The organism is Streptomyces sp. NPDC051064 (genome assembly GCF_044455985.1).
Lineage (GTDB): Bacteria > Actinomycetota > Actinomycetes > Streptomycetales > Streptomycetaceae > Streptomyces.
Genome location: NZ_JBITFK010000007.1, coordinates 261,325 through 287,679, shown reverse-complemented (window position 1 = coordinate 287,679; position 26,355 = coordinate 261,325). Strand labels below are relative to the sequence as shown.

Annotated in this window: 12 protein-coding genes; 7 read left to right on the top strand and 5 right to left on the bottom strand. The window is 73.6% G+C overall.

Annotated elements, in window-relative coordinates:
• Window positions 1-126 precede the first annotated feature (126 nt).
• Window positions 127-1,743 carry a phytoene desaturase family protein gene (locus tag ACIBCU_RS25705; RefSeq protein WP_399234267.1) on the top strand — a complete coding sequence of 539 codons (1,617 nt, stop codon included), beginning with the start codon at window positions 127-129 and terminating at the stop codon, window positions 1,741-1,743.
• Here ACIBCU_RS25705 and ACIBCU_RS25700 read toward each other — a convergent pair.
• From ACIBCU_RS25700 to ACIBCU_RS25685, 4 genes are read right to left on the bottom strand one after another with little or no spacing between them, the layout of a single operon-like run.
• Window positions 1,702-8,376 (bottom strand): beta-ketoacyl synthase N-terminal-like domain-containing protein, encoded by a 6,675-nt coding sequence (locus ACIBCU_RS25700; protein WP_399234265.1) that lies wholly within the window; start codon window positions 8,374-8,376, stop codon window positions 1,702-1,704. The genes ACIBCU_RS25705 and ACIBCU_RS25700 overlap by 42 nt on opposite strands.
• 42 nt (window positions 8,377-8,418) lie before the next feature.
• Window positions 8,419-14,502: an SDR family NAD(P)-dependent oxidoreductase gene (locus ACIBCU_RS25695; protein WP_399234264.1), complete on the bottom strand. Its 6,084-nt coding sequence runs from the start codon at window positions 14,500-14,502 to the stop codon at window positions 8,419-8,421.
• A gap of 56 nt (window positions 14,503-14,558) precedes the next feature.
• Window positions 14,559-16,142 carry a PfaD family polyunsaturated fatty acid/polyketide biosynthesis protein gene (locus ACIBCU_RS25690; protein WP_399234262.1) on the bottom strand — a complete coding sequence of 528 codons (1,584 nt, stop codon included), beginning with the start codon at window positions 16,140-16,142 and terminating at the stop codon, window positions 14,559-14,561.
• A gap of 33 nt (window positions 16,143-16,175) precedes the next feature.
• A complete protein-coding gene (locus ACIBCU_RS25685; RefSeq protein WP_399234260.1) occupies window positions 16,176-17,321 on the bottom strand; it encodes an SDR family oxidoreductase in 1,146 nt (381 codons plus the stop codon).
• Between the two features lie 801 nt (window positions 17,322-18,122).
• On the opposite strand from ACIBCU_RS25685, the gene ACIBCU_RS25680 reads away from it, so the two are divergent.
• From ACIBCU_RS25680 to ACIBCU_RS25655, 6 genes are all read left to right on the top strand, one after another.
• Complete coding sequence (locus ACIBCU_RS25680) at window positions 18,123-19,481, top strand: hypothetical protein (RefSeq protein ID WP_399234258.1); 1,359 nt, start codon at window positions 18,123-18,125, stop codon at window positions 19,479-19,481.
• 227 nt (window positions 19,482-19,708) lie between these two features.
• Window positions 19,709-20,323: an ABC transporter ATP-binding protein gene (locus ACIBCU_RS25675; RefSeq protein ID WP_399234256.1), complete on the top strand. Its 615-nt coding sequence runs from the start codon at window positions 19,709-19,711 to the stop codon at window positions 20,321-20,323.
• Entirely contained in the window at window positions 20,320-21,180 is an 861-nt protein-coding gene (locus ACIBCU_RS25670; protein WP_399234254.1) for an ABC transporter permease, read from the top strand. Before ACIBCU_RS25675 ends, ACIBCU_RS25670 begins: the two co-directional genes overlap by 4 nt.
• 219 nt (window positions 21,181-21,399) lie before the next feature.
• On the top strand, window positions 21,400-21,774 hold the full coding sequence (locus tag ACIBCU_RS25665) for a hypothetical protein (RefSeq protein WP_399234252.1): 375 nt from the start codon (window positions 21,400-21,402) through the stop codon (window positions 21,772-21,774).
• Window positions 21,775-22,034: 260 nt separating this feature from the next.
• Window positions 22,035-24,263 (top strand): serine/threonine-protein kinase, encoded by a 2,229-nt coding sequence (locus ACIBCU_RS25660; RefSeq protein WP_399234250.1) that lies wholly within the window; start codon window positions 22,035-22,037, stop codon window positions 24,261-24,263.
• 164 nt (window positions 24,264-24,427) lie between these two features.
• Window positions 24,428-24,916 (top strand): TetR family transcriptional regulator, encoded by a 489-nt coding sequence (locus ACIBCU_RS25655; protein ID WP_362927807.1) that lies wholly within the window; start codon window positions 24,428-24,430, stop codon window positions 24,914-24,916.
• A gap of 90 nt (window positions 24,917-25,006) precedes the next feature.
• On the opposite strand, the gene ACIBCU_RS25650 is transcribed toward ACIBCU_RS25655, so the two are convergent.
• On the bottom strand, window positions 25,007-26,206 hold the full coding sequence (locus ACIBCU_RS25650; protein WP_399234248.1) for a PP2C family protein-serine/threonine phosphatase: 1,200 nt from the start codon (window positions 26,204-26,206) through the stop codon (window positions 25,007-25,009).
• Window positions 26,207-26,355: the final 149 nt, after the last annotated feature.

The window sequence follows — 26,355 nt, the reverse complement described above, 5'->3', positions numbered from 1 at the left end:
AGGTCCGCACGGTCCGGCACGGGAGCCGGCGCATCCGACGAGGTCCGGAGGACCACCGCAGCTGTCCGCAGGGCACGGCAGCGGGGCCGGGCGGACCAGGAACGTCGGGAACACGTGGAGGTATCGATGCCGGACGCGGTGGTCATCGGGGCGGGGCCGAACGGCCTCGTCGCCGCGAATCTCCTTGCCGCTGCGGGATGGAGCGTGGAGGTGCTGGAGGCGCAGCAGGAGCCGGGCGGCGCGGTCCGCAGCGACCGCGGCGTCCATCCCGACTACGTGAGCGACCTCTTCAGCGCCTTCTACCCGCTGGCTGCGGCTTCGCCGATCCTCGGCGGTCTGGAGCTCCAGGAGGAAGGGCTCAGATGGAGCCGTGCCCCGCGTGTGCTGGCGCATCCGCTGCCGGACGGCCGGTGCGCGGTCCTCGAACGCGGGGCGGAGGACACAGCGGCGGGGCTGGACACGTTCGCGGCGGGCGACGGGGCCGCCTGGCTCGATCTGTACGGCACGTGGAGCCGCCTGGGTCCCGACATCCTGCGGGCCCTGTTCACCCCCTTCCCGCCGGTGCGCTCCGCTCTCCGTCTCGCCGTCAGGCTCCGGGCCGCCGGCGGTCTCCGGATGGCACGGACGATGGTGCTGCCCGTGCGTCGCCTGGGGGAGGAGGAGTTCCGCGGCGAGGCGGCCAGGCTCCTCCTCGCGGGCAATGCGCTGCACGCGGACCTCGGCCCCGAGGCTGCGGGAAGCGGAGGCTACGGATGGCTCATGTCCATGCTCGGCCAGACCTACGGCTTCCCGGTGCCGGTAGGGGGAGCCGGGGCGCTCACAGCGGCCCTGGTGCGCCGGCTGGAACGGCACGGCGGCGTGGTCCGCTGCGGGGAGCGCGTGACCGAGGTCGTCGTACGCGGCGGACGTGCCGTCGGCGTACGCACCGCGGGGGGCGAAGCCGTACCGGCCTCCCGTGCCGTCCTCGCAGACGTGTCCGCGCCCGCGCTGTACGGCGAACTGGTCGACGCACGGCACCTGCCCGGCCGGATGCTGAGCGACCTGCGCCGGTTCCAGTGGGACTTCGCGACGTTCAAGGTCGACTGGGCGCTGAACGGTCCCGTGCCCTGGACCGCCGGGGACGCGTCCACGGCGGGAACCGTCCACCTGGCCGACGGGGTCGACGGTCTCACCCGCTTCGCCGCCCAGATCGCGACAGGCCAGGTGCCCGACCGCCCCTTCCTCCTCTTCGGGCAGATGACCACCGCCGACGCCACGCGCTCACCCGCCGGCACGGAGTCGGCTTGGGCGTACACCCACGTCCCGCACCGGATCAAGGGTGACGCGGGCGAGGACGACCTGACGGGGCGATGGGACCGGCGCGAACAGGAAGCCATGGCCGACCGCATGGAGAACGAAGTCGAACGCTGGGCACCCGGGTTCCGCTCCCGCATCACGTCCCGGCGTCTTCTCGCGCCACCCACCCTCGAGTCCATGGACGCCAACCTGCACGGCGGCGCGATCAACGGTGGCACCGCAGCCGCGCACCAGCAGTTGGTGTTCCGCCCGACGGCCGGTACCGGGCGGCCCGAAACACCGGTGAAGGGCCTGTACCTCGCATCGGCCTCGGCCCACCCGGGCGGCGGCGTGCACGGAGCCCCCGGCGCCAACGCCGCGCGGGCGGCGCTGCGCGGAAGGAGCGCGTACGGGCTGCACGCACCGTCAATGCCGTGGGCCGTCCGCGCGGGGCGGAACACGGGGTGAGGTGCGTGGTGGACGGTCCGTCCCGGACACCACGCGCATACCCAGCCCACGCACCCGGTAGATGCATGTGTCATCGCCCCAGAGCGACGCGTCCGCCACCGCATAGGGGCCCCGCTCGTCCGTGCCGCTCTCCACGATGTCCATGTCCACCCGGATCAGCCGGTGGGCCGGGGTGATCTGGCCGCGGTACGTCCAGGCCGTCTCGCGGCCGGGCAGCACCGGCTCGAACCTGGGGTGCGGGATGCCGTCGCCCGCTCCCCGTTCGATGAGGTGATACTGGAGCAGCTGGCACATGGCCTCGAGGCCCAGGGAGCCGGGCTGCACCGGGTCCTGGAAGAAGTGGGCCCGGAAGAACCAGGCGTCCGGGCGAACGTCCTTCTCCGACCGCAACCGGCCGAGTCCCGCGCTCCCCCCGTCCGGCCAGTGACCCGTGATCCGGTCCAGCATCAGCAGCATGGGACCCGGGAGGCACGGCTTCCCGGCGCAGTACCGGGCGGGCCGGGCGGTCAGATCGACCGTACGGCCGAAGGGCTCGTCGAGGCGTGCCCGGTCATCCGCCGACGTCGCGAGACCCTGCTGGTCCTCGAAGGCCGACGGAGGGAAGTAACCGAAGGCCGTGGAGAGCTCGAGCACGGGCACGCCGTCGGCCGTGCACGACACCCGGAACGACTCGATGATCATGTCCCCGCTGCGCGAGACACGCGTCAGTTCGGCCCGGGTACGGACCGTACGCGTCGCCGGGGTCACCTCGCCGGTGACCGTCCCCGACCCGTCGAGGTTGCGGAAGAGCAGGTCCATGCCGGTGGTCAGCGCGCTGCCCACGTACGAGGCGAGCCACCCGCAGGGTTGCAGCGCGATCTCCATGAGCACGGCGAACGGCACGGTGTGGCCACCGCTCTGCTCGAAGTACCAGGCCTCCGCCGGTACGTCGTACTCCGCGACGACGGTGCTGCCCTCCCGCATCCCGGCCTGCGGCCCGTCCACCGAGGCGATCCGGCTCATGAAGTGGTACGGCGGCCCGGGGAGCCGGGCCACCCTGCGGGTGCCGTCGAAGGGCTCGTACATGGCGCCGAACGCCTCGCTCGGCCTGCCCCAGGCGCACGCCAGCAGCGAGGCGTAGCCGAAGGGGAATCCGTCGGCTGCCACAGCCACCGGCTTCTCCTCGCGGTGCCCGGCCAGCCCGCCGAGCCGCGGCAGCGGCACCGGCGCTCCGCCGGCCTGGACGAGGGGCGGGCCCGAGTGCCGCCATTGAGCCAGCGGCCAGTCGGGTACCAGCCGCAGTGCCATGCCGCGGCCCAGGAACGCCTTCGTGCCGTCCACCGAACCCAGCACGTCGGCGTGGAGCGTCGGTTCCGGCCCGGCCGAGACACCGCGTACGAACACCTCGTAGACGACCCGCCGGCCCTCCGGGGTCGCCTGGCCCCGGCACATGGCCCTGTAGGGGATCCCGCTGACCGGTTCGAAGCGCCAGCCGTCCCGGTCGAGGGTGAAGCCCATGGCCGTGAGATAGAACGCCATCGCCTGGAGACCGCCCTGGAGCATGAGAGTGCCCGGCATGCAGGGATCGTTCTTGAAGTGCCCGGCGAAGAACCAGTCGTCCGGCGACAACGCGGTCTCGGCACGCAGATATCCGCGGCCCCACGGGCCGCCGGCCGGGTCGAAGGCGGTCACCTCGTCCAGCAGCCGCAGCCGGCCCTCGTCGAGCCTCGGCGAGCGGACATGGGCCGCCGTCGCCTCCCAGCCCGGTCCGAAGCAGTCCGCCGGCCGCCCCTCCCCGAGGGCCCGCACCCGGTCCGTGCCGAAGCGGGTCCGTCCGCAGCGCACGGCAGGCGGGTCGAGCGGCAGGTCGTCGCCGGGCGTGCGCTCGGCGGGATCCCACCGGACACCGCCGCTGCCGGCGAGCTCCGCGGGGGTGAAGAACCCGGCCTGGCCCTCACGGACACTGAGCCGGAGCTCGCCGTCCACGTAACAGTCGTAATGGAAGAAGGCCAGCCGGACGCCCGCCTCCTCCGCGTGGCCGTCGACGTGGATCTCGAAGCACAGCGTGTCACCGGCTCGCGGCGGCTCGCCGTGGAACGTCACCTCGCAGCCCAGCAGCCGGTAGGCGCGCTCGCCCCGGTTGAGGAGGTCGACACCCAGCCAGCTGAGCAGGAGCAGATCGGCCTGGCCCGCCTCGATCAGCAGACCGGCCGGCATGCGTCCCGTGGAGTCCAGGTACCAGCTGTCGGGCAGGACGTCGGTCTCCGTCCAGATCCTTCCGTCCGTGCGCACCGGATCCGGCAGGGTGAGCGCCGCGGGCACCGCGTCGATGCCGGTGACCCGGTCCGCGAACAGCATGGGCGGCCCGGGCATCCGGGTCTGCACCGCGTATCCGTCCTGCTCGGCGAAGCGCGGGCCGAACAGGGCGGAGATCTCACGGGAGGCGAGGTGCTCCAACTGGGCGCGGTCGAATGCCGGACCCGGCCTCGGGGCCGGCGCGGGCGCCGGTGGCGGCTGGACGACCGGGGGAGGTGCGACGGGGGCGTGCCGCCGTACGGGAACGGGGTTCGGCGGGACTGCGGCCGTCAGCGCGGTGACGGCGAGCGCCGAGACCCGCAGGAACCGCTGATGGGCCTCCACGTGCCCGGCCATGACCTCCTGGTGCAGCGCGGCGACCCGCAGACTCTGCCGGGCGACCGCGGCCCGTACTCCCACCGTCCCCCGCTCCTCCGAGCGTTCGGCAGGCGGCCGGAGCCGCTGTTCCACGGCACCGGGGGAGGGAACGGCGAGAGCGGCCGGGGTGGTGAGGCCGCCGGAGTCCCGCGCCGGCGGGACGGCCGGTGCGGCGGAGTGTCGAGGACCACGGTCCTGCGGGGCGGCGGCAGCGGAGGGACGGCCGGGGCCCCCGTCCGGTACCGGGGCCAGCTCGGGGGCCCGGGGCAGGATCGTCACAACAGACTCCAGGGGCGGCAGGCACGGAGACGGGATCACGGGAACGGTGACGGTGGGCCCGGGCCGCGGGAGATCCGTGGCGGCCTCGGCGAGCCGGGCGAACACCTCGGCGGCCCGCACGGGCACTCCGGCGACGACGAGTTCGGCCACCGCCAGGCACAGCTGGCGCAGCCCGGTGTCCTCCGGGGAGTCCAGCGCGACGGCCACATGCTCCCGTTCGCCGAGCACCCGCTTGATCCAGCCGGTGCACAGCCTCCTCGGCCCGTGCTCCACGAACACCCGGACACCGTCGGCCCACGCCTGCTCGACCGTGGCCGCGAAGTCGATCGTGCCCAGCCCCTGAGCGGTGATCGCTTCGGCGGCCCGCTCGGCCGTCGGCCGGTACGCCTGCCCGGTGGCCCCGCTGTAGAACCGCACCCCGGGCACCTCGACCGTGGGACGGCGGTGGGCTTCGCGCCATACCTCCCGGACCTCGGCCAACTCCGGCGCGTGGGCCGCCATGTCGTAGTCCAGCTCGATCGCACGGTCGGCGCCGAGCCTGGCCACGACAGCCGCGCACGCCCGGGACTCGCCACCGATGACGCAGACCCCGGGCGCGTTCACCGCCATCAGATGGACCGCGGCTTCCGTGGCGAGCTCCGCACGGACCACGTCCAGGGGGACGCCGACCAGGTAGCTCGACCACCGGGAGCCCTGGATGCCCCGTCGCTGCCAGTGACTCCGGACCGCCCGGAGCTCACCGGTGAGTTCGGTCGTGAACAGACCGCTGTCCCGGGTGGCTTCGTAGAGCCCCGAGGCGTCCGGCCAGGCCCCCAGCGCGACCAGGGCGGCCGACTCGCCCGAGGAGTACCCGAGCGCGGCGTCCGGCCGCAGCCCGAGCACCTCGCGGGTGAACACGGTGTGCAGGACGGACAGTTCGGCGGCGGCCCAGATCTGGCCGAGCACCCCGCGCTCCGGCTCCGGTCCGGAGCGCAACCGGGTGCCGAGCGCCTGGTGGCCGTCCCGGACGGCCTCGCCGAGCGACGGCAGGGCGAGCGCCAGCTCATGGCCCATCCCCGGATACGCGGCCGAGCCGTTGGTGTACACGAACGCGGTCCGCCCGTCGACCGGCCCGTCCCGGTACAGCACATCGGCGGGACGGGGCCCGCCCTCCGTCAGCCAGCGGCGGGCGGCCGCCTTACGGTCCGACAGAGCGGTGCCGCCGCCGACCACGAGCGCCAGCCGGGCCGGGCCGGCGCCGGACTCCGCGCCCGAGTCCAGCGCGGCCAGCACCTCCCGGCGGTCGGCCCCGGAGAAGACGTGCAGACGCGGAGCCGGCCCCCGCAGCCAGGGCCGAGGGTCACCCGTGCGCAGGCGCACGCTCGCGGCGGGCCCCTCCATCGGCGTCACCACGGCTCGCGCGGTGTGGGCGACGGCCGCGGTGTCCGCGGGCCCGGCCGGACGCGGCACGGCGCGGTGCTGGAGCGCGAGCGCCGCGACCGCGACGGAGACCAGCCCGGACGCGGCATGAGCACGCCCGAAGGCCGACGCCGGGTCGAACGCCGCGCCGGGGCCGTCGCCGATGACCATGTCGGGCTCGTCGGAGGCCCCCTCGTCCAGCAGGGCGACGACGGTGTCACCGTCCCTGCGCGCGGCGTCCAGGGGCTTGAGGACCAGGACGACCGCCGCGTCCCCCGGATCGCCCTCACCCCCGAGCTCCCGCAGTGCCGCCCGGTGAACCGCCTCGCAGGACAGGTCGGCGGCACCGACGAGCGCCGCATCGGCCTCCCCCGACCGGATGGCCCGCGCCGCGACCTCCAGTGCCACCAGCCCGGACGCCTCCTCCGAGGACACCGCGAACGACGGTCCGGCCAGGTCCAGTTGGGTGCTGATCCGGCTCGCCACGAGGTTCGGCATACTGCCCACCACTCCCTCCGCGGTCATGGGCGGCACGAACGCGTCCCGGGCCGGGCCGGCCGGCGGCACCGTCACGCCCTGCCCGGCGGCCCGTTCCAGCCAGTACGGAACCCGCCAGCGGGCGCCCGCCCGGGCCACCTCGGGGTCCACTCCCATCCCGATGACCACCATGGTCCGCTCGCGAGGCAGGGCCACCGCCCGTGCGGCCTCCCGTGCGGCCTCCAGCACCAGAAGCTGGTGGCGTACGGTCCGCTCCAGCCCCGACGGCGGGAAGCACAGGCCCGTGAGCTCCACCGCGATCTCCGTGGCGGGGCCGCGCCGTTCACCGCCCAGCACCGCCCGGCGGAAGTCCTCGACGCAGGTCCCGTCGCCGACCCGGGCGCCGAGAGCGACGATCGCCACCGCCCGGCCGCCGGAAGGCCCGGCGGGCCGCCGTACGGCAGTCGTCGGGCGGCGCGCCGGCCGCGGCACGGCGGCCGGGGGAGCGTCCTCCGCGTGGTCCACGACCAGGTGTGCGTTGGTCCCGCCGAACCCGAAGGCGCTCACCGCCGCCCTGCGCGGCCCCGCCCACTCCTCCGGAGCCGTGAGCACCCGCAACGGCGTGCCCGCCAGCGCGTCCAGCGGCCGGTCCGCGCCGAGCGTCGCCGGACGGACCCCCGCCCGCAGCGCACCGAGCACCTTGAGCAGCCCGGCCACGCCCGCCGAAGCCAGCAGGTGCCCGACGTTCGACTTCGCCGAACCGATGGGCACGTCGTCACCGGCCCCGAAGACCCGGGCCATGCCCCGCACCTCCACCGCGTCACCGACCGGCGTTCCCGTCGCATGACACTCGACGAGCGACACCGAATCGGGAGCGACGCCCGCCATGTCGTAGGCCAGGCGCATGGCCCGAACCTGACCCTCCTCCGACGGGCTGATCAGCCCGGAACCGCGCCCGTCGTTCGACAGCCCCACACCGCGGATCACACCGAACACGGGCAGGCCGGCGGCGCGGGCCTCGGACAGCCGCATCAGGGCGACGAAACCGGCGCCCTCTCCGTGCACCAGCCCGTCCGCGTCCCGGTGGAAGGGGCGGCTGCGCCCCGTGCGGCTCGTCGCGGACAGGCCGCAGAACCCCACGTGCAGATAGAGGGGGTCGGGTCGGCTGACCCCACCGGCCACCATCAGATCGGCCGTGCCGTCGTGCAGCCGGTCGCACGCCAGCTTGATCGCGTACAACGAGGACGCGCAGGCCGCGTCGAGGGCCCACGCCCCCGCGCCGAGCCCGAGCGCACGGGCCGCGAGCCGGGCGGGCAGCCCGGAGGAGAAGCGGTTGCGTGCGTCGGGGCGCGCCCGGTGTTCACCCGTCAGCAGGGCGTCACGGAGCGGCGGCCGCTGCGCGGACAGCCAGACGTGTTCGGAGAAGGCCGCACCGGCCTGCGTGGGGTACGACAGGTTTCCCATCACCAGGCCCCCGCGCGGCAGCGGTCCCACGCGGCCCGCCTCCGTCAGCGCCTGCCGCACCCCGTACAGGACCCAGTGGAAGAGCGGGTCCAGCGTGGAGATCCGCTCCGGGGGGATCCGGAAGCCGCGCGGATCGAAGACGGACTCGAACCCCTCGACGTAACCGCCGACATCGGTCCAGGTGCGGTCGAGGTGGTCGTCCACCGAGCCCATGGCCCAGCGCTGCGGCAACCGCCAACGACCCGCCGGGGCAGCCGACACAGTGGTGCGGCCGGCGGCGATGTTCTCCCAGAACGTGTCCGGGTCGAGTGCGCCGGGCAGCACGCAGCCCCGGCCGACGACGGCGATAGGTTCGAAATCCATGCGGGTACTCACTTCACGGCGGGGCGGAGTCCGGGGACGGGGTCAGGAGGGGCGGCGGACGAGCTCGACACCGATCAGTTCCAGCCGTACGGACCCGTCGGCCTCGATCAGTGCCGCGTCGCAGCGCGCCCCCGTGTCGTGCGCCTTGCGTCCCCGTACGACACACCGCACGGTGCCGTCCGACGGGCCGCGCCTGTGCACCCTGCACTCGGCGACGGCCATGGGCAGCGTCGCCGCCCCGAGTACGGCCTCCGCCCAGAGCAGGGCGAGTTGGAGCGCGCCGTCCACGGCGGCCGGGTCGATCGGCCAGTGCGCGCCCTGCCAGTCCAGGGCGCGCACGCCCGCGACGGTCGCCTCGGCGCCCTGCTCGGAGACGCCGTGCACCGCGTGCAGGGCGTGGAACCGCGGACCGTGGAAGAGGACCTTCCCGTCGTACACATCGGCCCGGCCGAGCGGCCTCAGGCCGGCCGGGGCATCCCACTCCGCCGGGTCCGGCTCCCCGCTCCCGGCGTCCAGCACGGCCCGGAAGTGCGCCAGGCCGTCCCCGCTCCGCAGCTCCACCTCCAGAGCCGACGGAGAACCGGGTGCGCCCCGGCTGCCGGACAGGGTGAGCCGGTGGCCCGCACCTGCCAGTTCCGGCAGGGCGCACTTCTTGTACACACGCAGATCGCGCAGGGTGAGCGGCCCGGGGGCCGGCAGCCAGGCCGTAGCGGCGCTCGCGAACCAGTTCAGGACCAGTGCCACGGGCAGCACCGGGGCCTCGGCGGGAGCGTGGTCGGCCAGCTGCGGCAGGGTGTCCGAGCGGACCAGCACCTGTGCCCGGGGCGGGCCGCCGACCGGGGAGAGGGCCGCCGGGTCGTCCCCGGCCGCAAGGACGACGCGGGCCTCGCCGGCGGTGCCCTCCAGCTCGGCCGTGAAGGCGGCCGCGCCCTGCTCCAGGGGGATGAGCGGGACCCCGGACCGGCCGAAATGCGCGGCAAGGGCGGGCGTGACCATGCCGCCCTGCCAGGGCCCCCAGGCGATGCACCGCACCAGGCAGCCGGGGCGGCGGGCCTGTTCGGCCGACGCGACCTGATGGAGGACTTCGTTGGCCATGGCGTAGTCGCTCTGCCCGGTGTTGCCGAACACGGCGGCCACCGAGGAGAACAGGCAGATCATGTCCAGCGGATCGTCCGCCGTCGCGGCCAGCAGCGCCCGCAGACCGTCCACCTTGGTGGACATCACCAGCTCGGCCTGCTCGTCGCTCTTGTCGGCGATCAGCTTGTCGGCCAGGACCCCCGCACCGTGCACGATGCCGGTGATCGGCCCCCACGTGTCGCGTACGTCGCGGAGGGCGGCGGCCAGGGCATCGGCGTCGCGGGCGTCGACCTGGACGTACCGGACGGGGGACCCGGCCGACTCCAGCGCCGCCAGTGTCGCGCGTACCTCCCGTGCGGCCAGGATCTCCCTGGCCCGCGCCGCGATCCGGGCGGGCGAGGAGTCCGCAGCGTCCCTGCCGGAGCGCTCCGCGAGCAGCCGGGTGAGCGTCGGCTCGTCGGACGCCGAAGCCAGCTCGGCGGGTTCGGCGGCGGGGTCGGTCCTGCCCACCAGGACGATCCGTGGACCGTGGGTCCTGGCCAGGTCCAGCAGGGCGGCGGCGGTCACCCCACGCGCCCCGCCGGTGGCCACGATCACGGACGCGGAGGAGATCCGCCGCCTGTCGCCGGGCGTCACCGGCTCGGGCACCGTTTGCAGGAGGGTGCGGGTGCCGTCCGCTCGGAGACCGACCTCCATGTCGGCTCCGCCTTCGAGCAGTTCCCGCACGATCGCCTCGGCGAGCTCCTCGCCGTCCCGGCCGCCCCGCTCGCAGTCGACGATCCTGACCGAGGCGTCAGGCCACTCCTTCGCCGCGGTCCTGGCCAGCCCCGCGATACCGCCCAGCCACGCGCGGCCGGGTGCGCGGCCACCGAGCCCGAAGTCGCCCCCGGTGTCCTGCACGGTCACGAACAGCGCAACCCCTGCGGCGGCTCGCGCCGCCACCGTACGCGCCGCGCGGAACGCCGACCGGTGGAGCTCCGTCGCCTCCTCCGGCCCGTCACCCGCGGTCAGCCCGCCGAGATGGACGACACCGCGTGTGCCTGCGGGCACCTCCGCCGCCGCGGTGGCGTCCACGCCGCGCTCCGTCAGCTTCCGGGCGACGAGACCGGTCAGCCCGCATCCGTCCGTGCCCTCGCCGGTCACCACGACCGGGCCGTCCAGCAGTCCGGCCGTCGCCAGGCCGGAGGCCGGCGACTCCACCACGCGCGGTACCAGCCTCGTCAGCACGGCCGTCTCACCGGCCCCTGCACGCGTGGCGGTGAGCCCGGCGTCCTCCGGGGTGCCGGAGGGGCCGGGCACACTGCGGGGCTCCGGTACGGGGGCGACCACGTCCGCGGGGAAGCCGGCCGCGTCCTGGGGGCCCGGCGCCGGATCCCCCGAGGGGCGGGCGCCGGCGGTGAGCGCCTCGACGATCTCGCGCAGTGTGCGGAGCTTGCCGAGGTGGCCGACGTCTCCCGCTCCCAGGTCGCCCACCTGACGACGCACGGCCGACAGGATCTCGACGCGCTTGATGGAGTCGACCCCCAGGTCCGCCTCCAGCTCCATGTCCATGTCGAGCATGTCGCTGGGGTAGCCGGTGAGCCGGGCCACCACCGAGAGGAGCAACTCCTCCAGCTCCGACGGCGAAAGGGGCACGACATCATCAGCCGGAGCCGGAGCCGGAGCCGGAGCCGGAGCCGGAGCCGGAGCCGTCGCCGTCGCGGGCGAAGGCGCTGCTCCCGCCCCGGCGTACGCGGGGGCAGCGGGAGCGGCGGCCGGGGAAGGCACGGCCGCCGTGACACCGGTCGCGACCGGAGCCGGTGCCACGGACGCCGGCGCGCGCCCCGGTGACGAAGGCCGGGGCAGCGACAGCGGCACGGGGGGAGCCGCCGCGTCGAGCACCTCACCCGTGTGGGGCACTCCGAGCATCGCGGCCAGAGTCGTCTCGGTCATCCGCAGAAAGGCCACATGGCTGTCCGTCAGCATGCGTTGGCAGGCCGCGTGGGCCTCCGCGGTGTGCCGCTGGACATTCTCGACCGCCGCGTACCAGTCGGCGCCGACGGCCTCGGCGCCGTAAGGAAAGACGGGCCCTGACCCCGGTGACGGTACGACGTCGTGGGCTTTCGCTGGATCATTCGCGGGCTCCACCGCGGGCGGGGGGACCGTCGGGGTGCCGGACGCGGATGCGTGCACGGGGGCGGTCCGCGGTCGGCCTTCCGGTCCGCGCTCCGGTGCGGGCGACGGTTCGGCGGATGCGGCGCGGGGCGGGTGGAGCTGACCGTAGTTGGCTCCGCTGATCTTCACGGTCATTCGGGGCTCGCGTTCCTTCGCTGGGGCTCCGGGCGTGCCGTACGGCGCCCAGAGGCTGTCGAGATCGAGGGGGACGCCGCGCACGGCGAGTTCGCCGAGCGCGGCGTGCAGGGTGCTGACCCCGGACCGGCCCGGCCGGTCCAGGGGGACGGCCGCGTGTTCGCGGTCGCCGAGGATCTGTCCGACCAGACCGGTCAGCGCGGCGCCCGCGCCGACTTCGACGAAGGTCCGGACCCCGGCCGCGTACATCGCCTCGATCTGGTCCTGGAAGAGCACCGGTGAGGCGAGATGACCGGCGAGCCGGCGGCGCACCTCGTCGGGGTGCGACGGGTACGGTTCCGCATCGGCGTTGCCGTAGACCTCGATCCCGGGCTCCGTGAGCGGCACCGTGCGCAGGTACGCGGCGAGCGGCTCGGCGGCCGCGGCGACCAGCGGGCTGTGGAAGGCGGTCGACGTGGCCAGCCGACGGGTACCCGCCCCCTCGGCCGCGAACGCCTCCTCGGCGCGCCGGACAGCCTCCTTGGAGCCCGAAAGGACCACCTGGCGCGGGGAGTTGTGGTTGGCCGTCCAGATCTCGCCGAATCCGCCGCCGGCCAGCACCTCCGCCACGTGCGCGCGGTCCGCCGCCACGGCCAGCATCGCGCCCGGCGTGACCGCCGCGTCCCGCATCAGCTCACCGCGGCGGCGGGCCAGACCCACCAGCGCCTCCGCCTCCAGCACACCCGCGCAGTGCAGCGCCACCAGCTCACCGAAGCTGTGGCCCGCCACGCAGTCCGGCCGCAGGCCCAGCTCCCGCACCACCTCCAGCAGTGCGAGCGCGTGTACGGCGAGGGCGGGCTGCGCCCACTCGGTGGCGTCCAGGAGAGCCCGCCGGTCCGCACGCTCCTCATCGGTGAAGGCGGGCGGCGGGAACACCACCCGGTGCAGCGGCCGTCCGTCGAAGCGGGTGCCGCCGAGCCGGTCCCACACGGCCTGTGCGGCCGACGCCAGCATGGCGAGGTCGGCCCCCATCCCGACGTACTGGGACCCCTGCCCCGGGAACAGGAAGCCGATACGCCCCGGAGCGGGCTCCCCGGACGCGTACCGGACGCCGGCGGGTGTGGAGAACGCCGTGCCGGGCCGCTGCCGGACCGACGCGACCGCCTGCGCGTACTTCTCCCGCAGGTCCTCACCGTCGGTGGCGACGACGGCCAGCCGCACCCGGTTGGCGGGTGAGAAGGAGGTGTGGCTCTCCCGTGCCAGCGCGGCCAGCGGACGGCCGTCGTCCGTCCGCGGCGGCACCAGATCCGACACGGAGGCGCCGCTGAAGAGGACGAGTTCGCTCGGCGCCGATCGGTGGCGCAGGGCCGCGCGGCCCCGCGCCGAGGGCACGTACTCCTCCAGTGTGACGTGGAAGTTGCTGCCGCCGAAGCCGAAGCTCGACACCGAGGCCCGGCGCGGATGCCCTGCGGGCCGTACCCACGGGCGGGTCTCCGTGTTGACGTAGAACGGGCCGTCGTGGGCGGCGGCCGCCTTATTCGGCCGGTCGACCTTGATGGTCGGCGGCAGCACCTTGTGGTGCAGGGCCATGACCGCCTTGAGCAGCCCCGCCGCACCCGCCGCGCACTTGGTGTGGCCGATCTGCGACTTGACCGAGCCGATGGCGCACCACTGCCCGTCCGGACGGCCCGCGGCTCCGAACACCTCGCCGAGGGCGGCCAGTTCGGCGGTGTCCCCGGCCTTCGTGCCGGTTCCGTGCGCCTCGACCAGCTCCACGGTCTCCGGTCCGTAACCCGCCTCCTCGTAGGCGCGTCGCAGGGCGCGCGCCTGGCCGTCGGGCAGCGGGGCGTAGATCGCCGTGCTCCTGCCGTCGGACGAGGTGCCGATGCCCCGGATCACCGCGTGGATCCGGTCGCCGTCGCGCTCCGCGTCGGACAACCGCTTCAGCGCATACATGACGACCGCTTCGCCGAGCATGGTGCCGTCGGCCGCGGCCGAGAACGGTCGGCAGTCACCGCTGGGGGACAGCGCGGGGGTCTTGGAGAAGCACAGGAACATGCCGATGTCGTTCCCGGTGTCCACGCCTCCGCTGATCACCAGGTCGGCCCGGCCGAGCGCCAGCTCACCGACGGCCGTGGACAGGGCGGCCAGTGAACTGGCACAGGCGGCGTCGGTGGTGTGGTTGACGCCGTGGAGGTCGAACCGGTTGGCGATGCGGCCCGCGACGACGTTCCCGAGCAGCCCGGGGAAGGTCGATTCCCGCCATGGTTCGAAACGGGCCGAGATGCGGTCGCACACGGCCTGCGCCTCGGCCTCCCCGAGTCCGCTCTCCCGCAGCCCCGCGAGCCACAGCGGGCGCTGGGTGCGCCCGTACATGTGCGGCAGGAGTTCCAGGGCTGCCGCGCCGAGGACGACGCCGGTCCGCTCCCGGTCCACCCCGGCCGGACCGCCGGCGTCCGCCAGCACCTGGTCGGCGACCATCAGGGCGAGCAGCTGGGAGGTGTCCGTCGCCGGCAGGTTGGCGGGCGGCACCCCGTAAGCCATCGGTTCGAAGTCCACCTCCGGCAGGAAGGCGCCCCGACGGGCGTACGTCTTGTCGGGGGCGGCCGGGTCCGGGTCGTAGTGGTCCTCCACCCGCCAGCGGGACGGGGGCACCTCGGTCATCAGGTCCCGGCCGCCGGTCACGATCCGCCAGTACCCGGCAGCGTCCGTCGCGCCGGGCACCACAGCGCCCACGCCGACCACGGCGACGGGAATCCGGTGGGACGGGGAATCGTGCACGGTCTCTCCTCGGAGTGGGGCTGTCGTCGTGGGCGCCTCCGGGGCGCCGGGCCGGCTCACGCCAGCTCGCACGGCGTGTAGGTGAACGCCTCGGGCGTCAACGGGACTCCGTAGGTACGCAGCTGGTGGGCGCGGGTCAGCACAGCGGCCCCTTCGAGCAGGTTGAGTGCGATCTGCACCACCGACCGGTTCGCCGGTTCGGCCAGCGAGGTGCCCTCGACCCACCGGTTGAACGCGCCCATCGCCGGCCCGCACCAGATCTGGTAGTCGGCCCGCCGTGACGCGTCCCCGGTGATCGCCCACCGGCTCGAACTGCCCAGGTACCAGCGGAAGACCAGTGCCATGCGGTGCTTCGGGTCGGCCTCCGCGCGGGTGATCTCCGCGGGATCGCGCTGCTCCCAGAACGTGCGGGTCCGCTGCCAGATCTCGTCGAACGGGGCGCGCAGCACGTCACGTTCGATCGGGACGCGCAGCGCGGACGGGATCTCATCGAGCGAGCCGTGCGCCCGGTACGCCGCGTGGAGCCGCCCGGCCCGCCGGGCGAACATCGTCCCCCGGGAGAGAACCTGCAGCTTCACACCGAGCTCGAACATGTCGGCTGCCGGCGCCATGGCCACATCCGCGATGTCCGCGTCGCAGAGCATCGCCTTGGCCTCGTCGGACAGGCCCGCCTCGACGGCCGTCTGGTTCACCGACCCGACGACCACGTACGACGCGCCGAGGGCGAAAGCGGCGGCAACAGCATCCGGTGTGCCGAGGCCCCCGGCCGCCCCGATGCGGACCGGCCGACGGTAGCCGAACCGTCGGCACAGGACGTCGCGCAGCAGGGCGATCCTCGGCAACAGGGCCGACAACGGCCGGTTGTCGGTGTGCCCGCCGCTGTCCGCCTCCACGGTGATGTCCTCGGCCACCGGCACCCGGGCCGCCAGCTCCGACTCCTCCCGGGTCAGTTCGCCCTGAGCGACGAGGGAGCTCAGCAGTGCGGCCGGGGCGGGGGAGAGGAACCGCTCGGCCACCTCGGGCCGGGAGACCTTCGCGAGCACCGTCGTACGCCGGACGATGTCGCCGTCCGCGCCCCGGCGCAGCCCCCGGGCCGCGCACAACACGACAGCCGGGGTCAGCTCCATGAACGCCGACGCGGAGATCCGGGGGACACCGTGGCGCAGCAGCAGCTCGGCGACGCGCCACTCCAGCTCCGGTTCGGCCGGTGAGTGGATGAGGTTCACGCCCCAGTTCGGGCGCGGGCCCAGCTCCTGGACCAGCGTGTGCACGGCCCGCTCCACGTCGGGGTACGCCAGACCCCCCGCGCCGAAGAAGCCGAGCATGTCCGCCCGGGCCATCGCCGCCACCATCCCCGTGGTCGCGATGCCGTTCGCCATCTCGCCCGCGACATAGGGGAAGCGGACGCCGTGCGCCTCGCAGAAGGTGCGACCGCCGAGCCACTCCGGATACAGCGGCGGCAGCGTACCGAGCACCGGTCCGCCGGGCACGGGACCGGTCGCGAGCCCCAGCTCACGGCCGTCCGGCCCGCTGACCACATGGACGGGTTCCCGGATCCGCCGGGCACAGGCCGCGATCCCTTCGGGGGAGAAGACCGGCGGGGACGCGGCGGGGGAGCCGGAAGCTGCGAGGACGGACACGGAGAGGCTCCAACGGGAGAGGACGTCTGCTGGTCAGGCGTGACGGGAGGACGAGAAGGCGGTCGCGGGTGCGTCCGGCGAGCCGGTGCGTGCCCGGCCGGGAGGGGCCAGACCGGACCAGAGGTAGTCGAGGCCCACGGGGGCGGACGCGGCCGAGGGCCCCAGCAGCGACCTGACCCGGGTGTCGTCGAACCGCCGCCGGTGGGAGAGATAGACCGTCATGCCCGGATAGAAGTCCAGCAGCGCCTCCAGCGCCGACGGGGCGTCCGGCTTGGTGGCGACCAGTTCGATCGAGAGCGTGACCAGCTGTTCGAGCAGGGTCACGACGGTGGGTACGGGCACGTCGCGGTCATGGACGACGTGGTACGTGTCGACCCCGCCCGAGGGCGTCCGGCCCGCCAGCCGCACCATGACCTCAGCCGCGTGCTCCACCTGCAACAGGTTCAGGTGGCCGTGCGGATGCCCCACCGTACGGATGCGGGGCCGGCCGGGGTCCTGTGGGCCCGCGGCACCTCGCGCGTCACGCAGGATCCGCTCGATGACCAGCAGCGGATGCGCGGGCAGTTCGGGGTGCGGCGGCACGTCGGAGACCAGGATGCTCGGCCGCAGGACCAGGGCCGGGCGGCCGTGCTCCCTGGACCACGCGTGGACGAGCAGCTCCGCCTCGTACTTGGAGCGTTCGTAGGCGTTCTCGAAACCCTGGGCATCGTCCAGCTCGTCCTCGTACGCCACCCCTTCACGCCGTGCCCCGGCCACGAAGGCGGTGCTCACGTGGTGGACCACGGGCCGACTGCGGCCGGCGCCGGCCAGCTCCAGCAGGTGCCGGGTCCCTTCGACATTGGTCCGGCGCAGCTCGGGGAGGTCCCCCTCCAGGTTGATGCTGCCCGCACTGTGCCAGATCGTGCCGATGCCGTCGGCCAGCTCCTGGAACGCCCGCGCGGACAATCCCAGCCGGGGCTGTGCGAGGTCGGTCTCCACCACCCGCAACCGACCGGGGAGCCCGGCGACGAACGCCTCTGTGGCACCTGTCAGTTCGAAGAACCGGGTGATGCGGCGCAGAGCGTCTCCCGACCCCGCGTGGGCCAGGACCGTGAGCGACCGGTTCGTGTCGAGCAGGCGACGTAACAGGCGCAGCCCGAGAAATCCGGTGGCGCCGGTGAGGGCGACATGCACGACCATGGCTCCAAGGCTTCGAAAGGGACGGGCCCCCGACCGGGTGCGGAGGGGCGGGGACGGGGTGCCGCTGCTGCGGCGGCCGGGAGCGGCGGAACGGGGCGCCACCGGCCGTCCCACGGCGCGGAGTGTCACCCGGCGGTCGTGGTGCGAGCGGCTCGACCCGTCCGGCCGTTCCGGTGCGGCGGGTGCTCGCCGGTCCCCCGACGCCCCCAGCCTCGCCGGGGGCTTCTCGGGCCCTCTCGGGGCCCGATGATCTCCGGCACACGGCACACGATGTCAGACGGTGAGCAGGGCGGGACCCCCCGATTCGATCTGCTCACCCGAACGAAGTACGCCGCGCCGTGACGGTGCGACCTGCACCGATCGGAGGAATCCCGCCGCAGGCCAGGGCGCCCGGACGTACGGGGGTGACGGGGGTGAGCGGACGTGCGCGGAACCCTGTCCCTCCTTCGAGGGATCTTGCGGACGGTGTTCCGGGACGGCCCTCCCGAGCGCGACCGCGCCGCCGGCGGCGGGCTGCGGGCGGCAGCGGGCCAGTCACCGCACGGCGAACGGGCGCCTCGTGACCCTGACGGCGGATATGGCAGTCCACCGCGGCGGGCGGGAACGGGGCCGCCAGGAGCGGGAGCGGCATTCCGGTGCCGGACGGCTCCGCCGCGGTCGGTGGTCATCCTGAAGGGTCGGACGGGGGTGGCCGGGCTGCCCGGTCCGGTGCTCGGCCTGCCGGTCGGCCCGCCGCGCTCCGCCCGTCCCTCTTCCCGTCGGCCCGCTCGCTGTTGGCACGAATAGGAGCCCTGAAGCCCCATGCCCGTCTCCGATCAGTCCGCCCGGTCCACCCGGTCCGCCCCGTCGGACACGTCCGTCCGGCCCGGTCGGTCCGTCCCCTCTCCTCGCCACCCCACCCACTCCGTCGACCGCGCCTTCCTCAACCTGGAACGCCGCCGGCCCGACGTCCGTTGGGACGCCGGCGGCGTCGCGTTCCTCAGCGGCCCGCCCCCGGCCCTGGCGGATTTCGTCGCGTACGTGGGCTTCCGCCTGAGCGCACTGCCCCTGCACACGAGCCGGGTCGAAGGCGGTCGGCGGCTCCGGTGGCAGCCGGACGCCGGCTTCGCCGTCGACCGGCACGTGCACGAGGTGGTCGCCGACGGGCCCGACGGGTGGGACGCGGCCCTGCACACCGCGCTCAACGCCCCGTTCGCGCCCGGCGCGTACTGGGGGGTCTGGCTGGTCCACGGCCACGCACCCGACGCGTACGCCCTGTGCTACCGCTTCCGCCACGCCTGCCAGGACGGTTCGGCCGCCGCCATGACCTTCCGGACGATTCTGGGCGAGGGGGAGCCCTCCTCCCGCCCGGTGCCGGGCGGGAGCCGTAGGGCCGGTGTGCCGCGGCGCGTGGGCGCGGCCGTCGGGCTGGCCACGAAATTCGTGGCCGGCTCCCTCGTCGTCCGCCGTCACCGTCCCGGCACCGCGTTCGTCCCCTCAGGGGAGCAACGGCTGTGGCGGGGGCGCGTACCGGTGGACACCCTCCGCCGGATCGGTGTGCCGCGCGGCGGCTCGGCACACGACGTACATCTCGCCGCTCTCGCCGGGGCGTTGTCGGTCTGGTCGGACCGCTCCGGCGTACCGCTCCCACGGGTGACGGCCGTACTGCCCGTCGACGCGCGCCGCACCGACGAGGACCAGACGTGGGGGAACCGCTGCTTCGCCCTTCCGCTGGAGCTGCCCGTGCGGATCGCCTCACGGCGGCCGGACGGGCCCCAGGACGGCGAGGCGTCCCTGCGGCGACTGGACCACGTCATGACGACGACCCGGAAGCTGCGGGGCGAGGCGTGGCGGCAGGCCATTCAGGACCTGGTCCGCTTCATGCCGGGACGCCCCACCGACTGGTACATGCGAAGGGTGCTCTCCCCACGTGTCACCAACGTCATGGCCACCTCCATGCCGCTCGCCGACAAGGGGAGCCTGGGGGAGACGCAGGTGACGGGCACCGCCCTGCTGCCCCTGCTCGTACCCGGGCACCTCTTCGGGGTGGGGCTGTCGCTCTTCGGTGACTGGGCCGAGGTGTCCTTCGTCGCCGACCGCGCCCTTCCGATGGGGGAACTGCTGCCGGAGCTGTGGGAGCAGGCCGTGGGGGAGCTGGAGGAGAGCTCGGCGCCCGCGTGAGCTCGTGCCTCCCCTTGTCGGGTGTTGACGGCGGTGGACCCGCCGCACGCGTGAGCGCCGCGTTGACGCCAACCTGCCTCCGGCGCCGTTTCCGCTGCGTGGCCCGCTCGTTGACCACGAGCGGACCGGTCGATGCCGCCGAGTGGCCGGCCGGACGAACTCGCCGACTGGGAGACGCGGACCGGTTCCGCGGCCGTCGGGAAGACCTGGCACGACGGAGCAGCGCGATGGACGTCAGAGATGTGCACCACTCCTACCGGCAGCACGCCGTTCTCCGGGGCGTCGACCTTCGGCTGCGGCCCGGCACCCTCGCCGGGATCGTCGGGGAGAACGGCGCCGGCAAGACGACTCTCCTGAAGGCCCTCGCCGGTGAACTCAGGCCGGACCGGGGATCGGTGCACCATGTCGGCAGGTTCGGCTACTGCCCGCAGTCCGTGGTTCTGGACGACTCCTTCACCGTCCGCCAGCATCTCGACTTCTTCCGGAGCGCGTTCGGGCTCCCGGACCTGCGGCGGGCCGGAGAAGTGATGGAGACCCTGGCCTTCACCGAGTACCTCGACCGGCGCGCCGGCCAGCTCAGCGGGGGTTCACGGCAGAAGCTGAACCTGACCCTGGCGCTCATGCACGATCCGGACGTACTGCTGCTGGACGAGCCCTACCAAGGGTTCGACTGGGAGACGTATCTGCGCTTCTGGGAGCTGGCGACGAGTCTGCGCGACGCCGGACGCTCGGTGCTCGTCGTCTCGCATCTCGCGTACGACATCGACCGGCTGGACGTGCTGTGGCGCCTGGACGCCGGGCGCCTCACCCTTCAGGAACCGCGTGCGGGGGCGACGGCATGAGGCGGCACTGGTCCCTCTTCACCACGGCGTCCCGGTACGCGTTGATCGGGCATGCCCGCAACCGGTTCGCGATGCTGCTGGTGGTCGCGTACATCCCTGTGTGGATCGGCCTCGCCTATGTGACCATCCCCGACGAGCCCGCACCGTTCCGGCTGCGGGCCACGGGCGAGATCCTCTCCCCGCCGGGGAACCACCTCACCCAGATCACCGGTGCGCTGAACGCGGTCACCCTGATCGCCGGGTTCATGATGTTCGCCGCCACCTTCACGGGCGGTGCGTTCGACCGCCGCCTGGCCATGGCGGGATACCCGAGGTATCACCTCGTCCTCGCCAAGCTCTCCGCGCTCACGTTGGTCTGTGCCGCCGTCGCCGCGTACGCAACGGCCGCCGCCGGCTTCGCCTGGGCCCCCCGGCAGCCCCTCATGCTCGCCGCCGCGCTGTTCTGCGCCGCCCTCACCTACGGCGCGTTCGGCGTGGTCTTCGGATCGGTGCTCCGCCGCGAGGTGGAGGGCATGTTCGTCATCCTGATGATCAGCATCCTCGACGTCGCCCTGCAGAACCCCCTCTCCAGCTCCGGATCGGACAGCGCCGTCGTGCGCTTCCTGCCGACGTACGGAGCCGTGCAGGCGAGCATGTCCGCGGCCTTCTCCGACGCGTCGGTGCGCGAGGGCCTCGCGATCCAGGTCCTCTGGCTCACCGGCGCCGCGTTCGCCGGATTCCTGGTCTTCCGCCGGCGCACCCGCAACGCGCTGCCACCGGAACGGAAGCCCCGCGTTCCGGCTCCCTCCGGGCCCGTTGCGGCCGAGGGCGCCCAAGGGGCCCCGCCCGCAACGGCCGTGACCAAGGGAAGCCGTTGATCGTTCTGTAGCCGCGGGCGCTGACGCGGTGCCCGGACCGACACGTTCTTCGTGCAAGGAGCAACACCCTCATGACCCTTACGCGCACCGTCCAGCGCACCGTACTCACCGCCGCTCTCCTGTCGGCCTCAGCCCCTGGCCGTCCCTTCGCCCGCGCAGGCCGCCCCGCTGCCCCCCGCGTGTCAGGAGACGCTGCTCGAGACCCTCGACAAGTTCCCCGTGGTCGACTTCACGGTCCCCGACAAGGCCCAGAACACGATGCTGGCCGTGGTCCTGGGGCTGAGCGAGGCCGACCAGGCGGTCTTCACCGAGACGGCGTGCGCGGCCTGGAACACCTGGGCGACCCAGAACGGCCAGGCGATCGCCGCGGACCTGGACACCGGCTACCGGAACGCGGCCGGGCCCGTGTGCAACAAGTTCGCCAAGTCCTCCATGGCGACGATCAAGAAGTACAGCCCGAACGTGCCCGCCGCGACGCGGGAGCTGGAGAAGCTGGCCAAGACGGTCTGGAAGAACTCCATGGAGAAGCTGGCCGCGAAGGCCACGAACGCCGACTGCCGTACCGCCTACACGGGGGTGAAGGCCGGCTGGTAGCGGAACCGGGCGGCGCGGCGTCGGATCGGCCTGCGCCCACGGGGTGACGCGTGTGGTGACAGGCCGCACCGTGCGGTGTTCCAGGCACGGCGAAGCCACGCCGGGCTCCTGGCGGAGCTTCGCCGTGTGCGGCGTGGAGCAGCCCGGGGCTCCCTGTTCGTCACCCGCTTTGCTCTGCCGTACTGCCCTGCGGTTAGTTTGGGTGCAGGACAGGTAGGCCCGTGGCGGCGAGGTGCACGGGGGACGGGAGGTCGGGAAGAGTGTCGCTGCGCGGAGGTGATCCAGCGGAGATCGGCGGCTATCCGCTCGAGGCACGGCTCGGCTCCGGCGGTATGGGCACGGTCTTTCTGGCCCGTACGAGTTCGGGGCGGCCGGTCGCGATCAAGCTGATCCACCAGCAGTTCGCGGGGGACGAGGAGTTCCGCATCCGTTTCCGGCAGGAGGTGGCGGCCGCGAGACGGGTGAGCGGCGCGTTCACCGCCGCCGTGGTCGACGCCGCCCCTGAGGCCGAGCAGCCGTGGATGGCGACGACCTATATCGAGGGGAACACGCTCGCCCAGCACATCGCCGCGAAGGGCCCGCTGAACGGTGCGGAGCTGAGGAGGCTCGCCATCGGGCTGGCGGAGGCGCTGCGCGACATCCACCGGGTGGGCGTCGTCCACCGTGACCTGAAGCCCTCGAACGTCGTGCTCTCGCCCGAGGGGCCGCGCGTCATCGACTTCGGCATCTCACGCGCCGCGGACCAGCAGACGCTGACGATGACAGGGCGTGTCATCGGTACGCCGCCCTTCATGTCGCCGGAGCAGTTGCAGGCGCCGCGGGGTGTGGGCCCGAGGTCCGATGTCTTCTCGCTGGGGACCCTGCTGGTGTACTCGGCGACGGGCCACGGGCCCTTCGACGCGGACAGTCCCTACATGACGGCGTATCAGGTGGTGCACGAGGAGCCGTCGCTGGGCGCCGTGCCGGCGGCTCTGCGCGCGGTCGTCGAGTCCTGCCTGGACAAGGAGCCGGAGGGGCGCCCCTCGGCGGACGAACTCCTCGTGCTGCTGCGTGACCTGCCGTCCGACCTCGGTGCGACCGAGGCGCCTGCGGCCGGCGCGAGCCGGACCCGCGACATGATCACCCAGCATCACTCCGGGACGGAGGCCACGCCGCCTCCGGTCGCCCCGGCCGGTCCCGGTACGGGGAGCATCGGCACCCCGGCCGGCCGCCGTCTGCGTCGAGGATGGCGGCCTGTGCTCGCGGCCGCGGTCGCGGTGGCAGCGATCGGCGGGGGAGTCGCCGCGCTGAAGACGGGCAGCCTCGGAAGGAGCGGCGGCGACAAGGGCCACAGCGTCGCGGCGCCGGCCGCCGCCCTTCCGGACGGCTTCGCGCCGTGGCACAGGACCGTGCAGAGCGGTGACGAGGGCATACCCGACGAGTTGCGTTGCGTCGCGCGCGGCGACGCGCTGTTCTGCGGGGGTGGCGGTGTCGTCGCGACCCGGATCAGTGCCGTGGACGGCTCGAGAGCGTGGACGGCGAAGAGCCCGGGCGTCCCCGTCCAGGGCATGCACCTGGTGGGCGCCACCGACGACACGGTGCTCGGCTACCGCTTCGCCTCCCAGGACGCCCCGCAGGGCCCTCCCCGCGAGGTGGTGGCCATCGACGCGGAGAGCGGCCGGGAGCTGTGGTCCGTGCCGTCAGGCGCCCAGTCGACGGCCGTCACAGGCCGGACCCAGGACGCCGTCGTGGCCGGCTCCGCCGTCGTGACGGTCGACGCCTCCAACTCCCGCTTCGAGGCCCGGGACGCGCACAGCGGCGAGGTGACCTGGAAGACGCCGTTCCCCGCGGGTACGCAGTGCGCTCCCGTCCCCGCGGGGCCCCGGCTCTTCGCGATGTGCGCGACGGACGCCGAGGTGGATGCCCTGGAGGTGCGCCGCCCCACCCTGCAGACGCTCGACCGCGCCTCGGGGACACTGGGCAGGCCCCTCGCGGTCGACGGGCCCGCCAGGCCGGTGGGCGGCGACAAGGGCAGTCTCGTACTCCTTCAGGAGCACATGGAGGGCATGGCGCTGGCCGGGTACGACGGGGTGGCGCGGGTCGACCCGGCCTCGCGGAAGGTCACGTACTCCCGACTGGCCAAGACGTATGCGGGGACGCCCGGCATGGCGGACGGCACCGTCTACGTGAGCGGACAGACGGGTCTTGTCACGGCGCTCGACCCCGCGACCGGACGGAAGAAGTGGTCGCGGCAGACGCCCGTGGAGGGCGCTTCGGGCCCCGTGGCGGGAGCCGGCGCGCTGTATTTCAGCTCGGCCACCGGCCGGGTAGTCGCGCTGTCGCCGGACGACGGCAAACCCTTGTGGACGACGGATCCGCAGGCCGAGGGCCCGTCGGGCGGGGAGGGTGCGAGCCCGCGCGTGACCGTCGCGGGGCGCGTGGTGATCGTGGCCGCGGCGGACAACACCCTCTTCGCCTTCGACGCGCAGAAGCCGCCGGAGTCGGCCTGACCCCGGCGGCACTACCGTCCGCCACCTGGGTGTGGCGTCTATGGCGTGATGCCCGCCCACGCTGAGGCACATGCCGTCACAGGTTCCTCGTGCGACGGTAAACTCCAGGCGTGAGAGCCGACGCCGTACGCAACGTGGAAGCGGTCCTGACCACCGGTGCGCGCATGCTGGCCGCCGATCCGGGCGCCAGTATCGCGAGCATCGCGGCCGAGGCAGGGGTGGACCGGCGTACGGTCTACCGGCGGTTCGCCTCCCGCGAGGAACTCCTCGCGGCCGTCTACGCGTCCCGGCTGGAGGCCATCGAGCGGGCCATCGAGGACGCGCGGCTGCGTGAGGCCCCGGTAGCTGTGGCTCTGCACCGGTACGTCGAGAACATCATCGGCGTGAACCGGACCTGGCCCGTCGATCTGGCCCGTATGCTCGCCGACGACGAGGTCCGCGCCCGGAGGGACGCCTCGATCCGCGAAGTCGACGCCTTCCTCCGCCGCGCCACCGACGAGGGCCTGCTCCGCTCCGACGCACCGGCGGGATGGGCCGGCGCTCTGCTGCCCCAGCTCATGCACCTCGCGTCGCGGCAGATGCCGGACCTGTCGGCCGCCCGGGCGGCCGACCTCGTCGTCGACACGCTGTTGCGAGGGCTCGGAAGGATCTGACGTACGCGAGTGCACCCGTGTACGGCCCGTCATCCCGCACGCCGGCCTCTCCCAGTGCATCGAGTACAAGACCATCACCGTCTGAACGGCTCAGTGCGCCGCGAGCGTGCCTCGCCGAGCGGTCTCCTCTGTTCCGTGCCAGTCCAGTATGAGGACGGTCGCGTCGTCCTTGAGATTGCCCCGGCAGGCATCCAGCACCGCTGTGGTCAGGGTGCGGACGGCCTCCCTGGGATGCGAGGCGCGGGTGTCGCCCAGGAGAGAGGCCAGATCGACAGCTGCGGCCCCTCGTTCCTGCATCCCGTCGGTGAGCAGGACGAGGCGGTCGCCGGGATGCAGCTGAAGCGTCTGGAGCTGGTAGGAGGAGGGCGCCGCGACGCCGAACGGCAGGTTCACGGCGAGCTGGACCTCCTCGGCCTCGGTGGCACCGTCCCGCAGGCGGAGGGGCCAGGGGTGCCCCGCGTTGACCAGTTCGCAGGTGCCCGTCTCGAGTCGGATGCACAGCAGCTGTCCGGTAGCCAGCCCACGACTGTGGCTCAGCAGGGCCTCGTGAGCGTGATGGGCCTGGTGCAGCGCGTCGCAGCCTGTACGGCGGGCGCCGCGCAGCGCGCCCGTGACCAGTGTGGCCAGCAGGGCGGAGTCGGTGTCGTGGCCCATGGCGTCGGTGATGGACAGGTGCAGCGTGTCCTGGTCGAGGGTGTAGTCGTAGGTGTCGCCGCCGATGTCGTCGGCCGGGACAAGACCTGCGGCGAGGGTGAACTGGGGGGCCTCGCAGCAGGAGGCCGAAGGGAGCAGCTGATGCTGGATCTCGGCGGCCAGGCTGGTCCGGGTGGTACGCCGGCCGGCGTGGTAAAGGTCGGTGAAGCGGCGGTCCGTGACGATGATGTAAGCCAGTGCGTGGGCCGCGTCGCTGATCTGTCCGAGCACGGCGTCGTCGGCGTACTGCAGTGTCACCTCCAGCACACCGATGCAGTCACCCCGATTGCTCACCGGCGAGATCACGCGGCGACCGCCCTGGCCGTCCGGCCCCACATGCTGGCGCTGGCTGCGGAGAACCGTGTCGTAGACGCTGCCTTGCAGACCGATCCGCTCCGGAGTATCGGCCATGTCGCCCTCGACGGGCGCGGTCAGGCGTAGCAGCCGCTCCCCCATGAGGTCGACGAACAGGAACGACACGTTCTCCGCCCCGAAGCGCTTGCGCAGATCGTGCGCGACCACGCCGACGGACGCCCCGGGCGGCGCGGACTCCGCGGCGGCCAGAAGCTCGCCAAGTTCCAGATCTCTGCCATCCATGGCAACCTCCCATCGTCTGTCGCCCCTTGTTCCCCAAGTTTCGCCGACCTCACCTCGTAACCCCCCGACAGTCCTTGCCGTCCCCCTACGACGCCTCGTCCGCCAGGACGACGCAAGCGCTCGGATGAAGGTCGCGATCGATCGGGGAA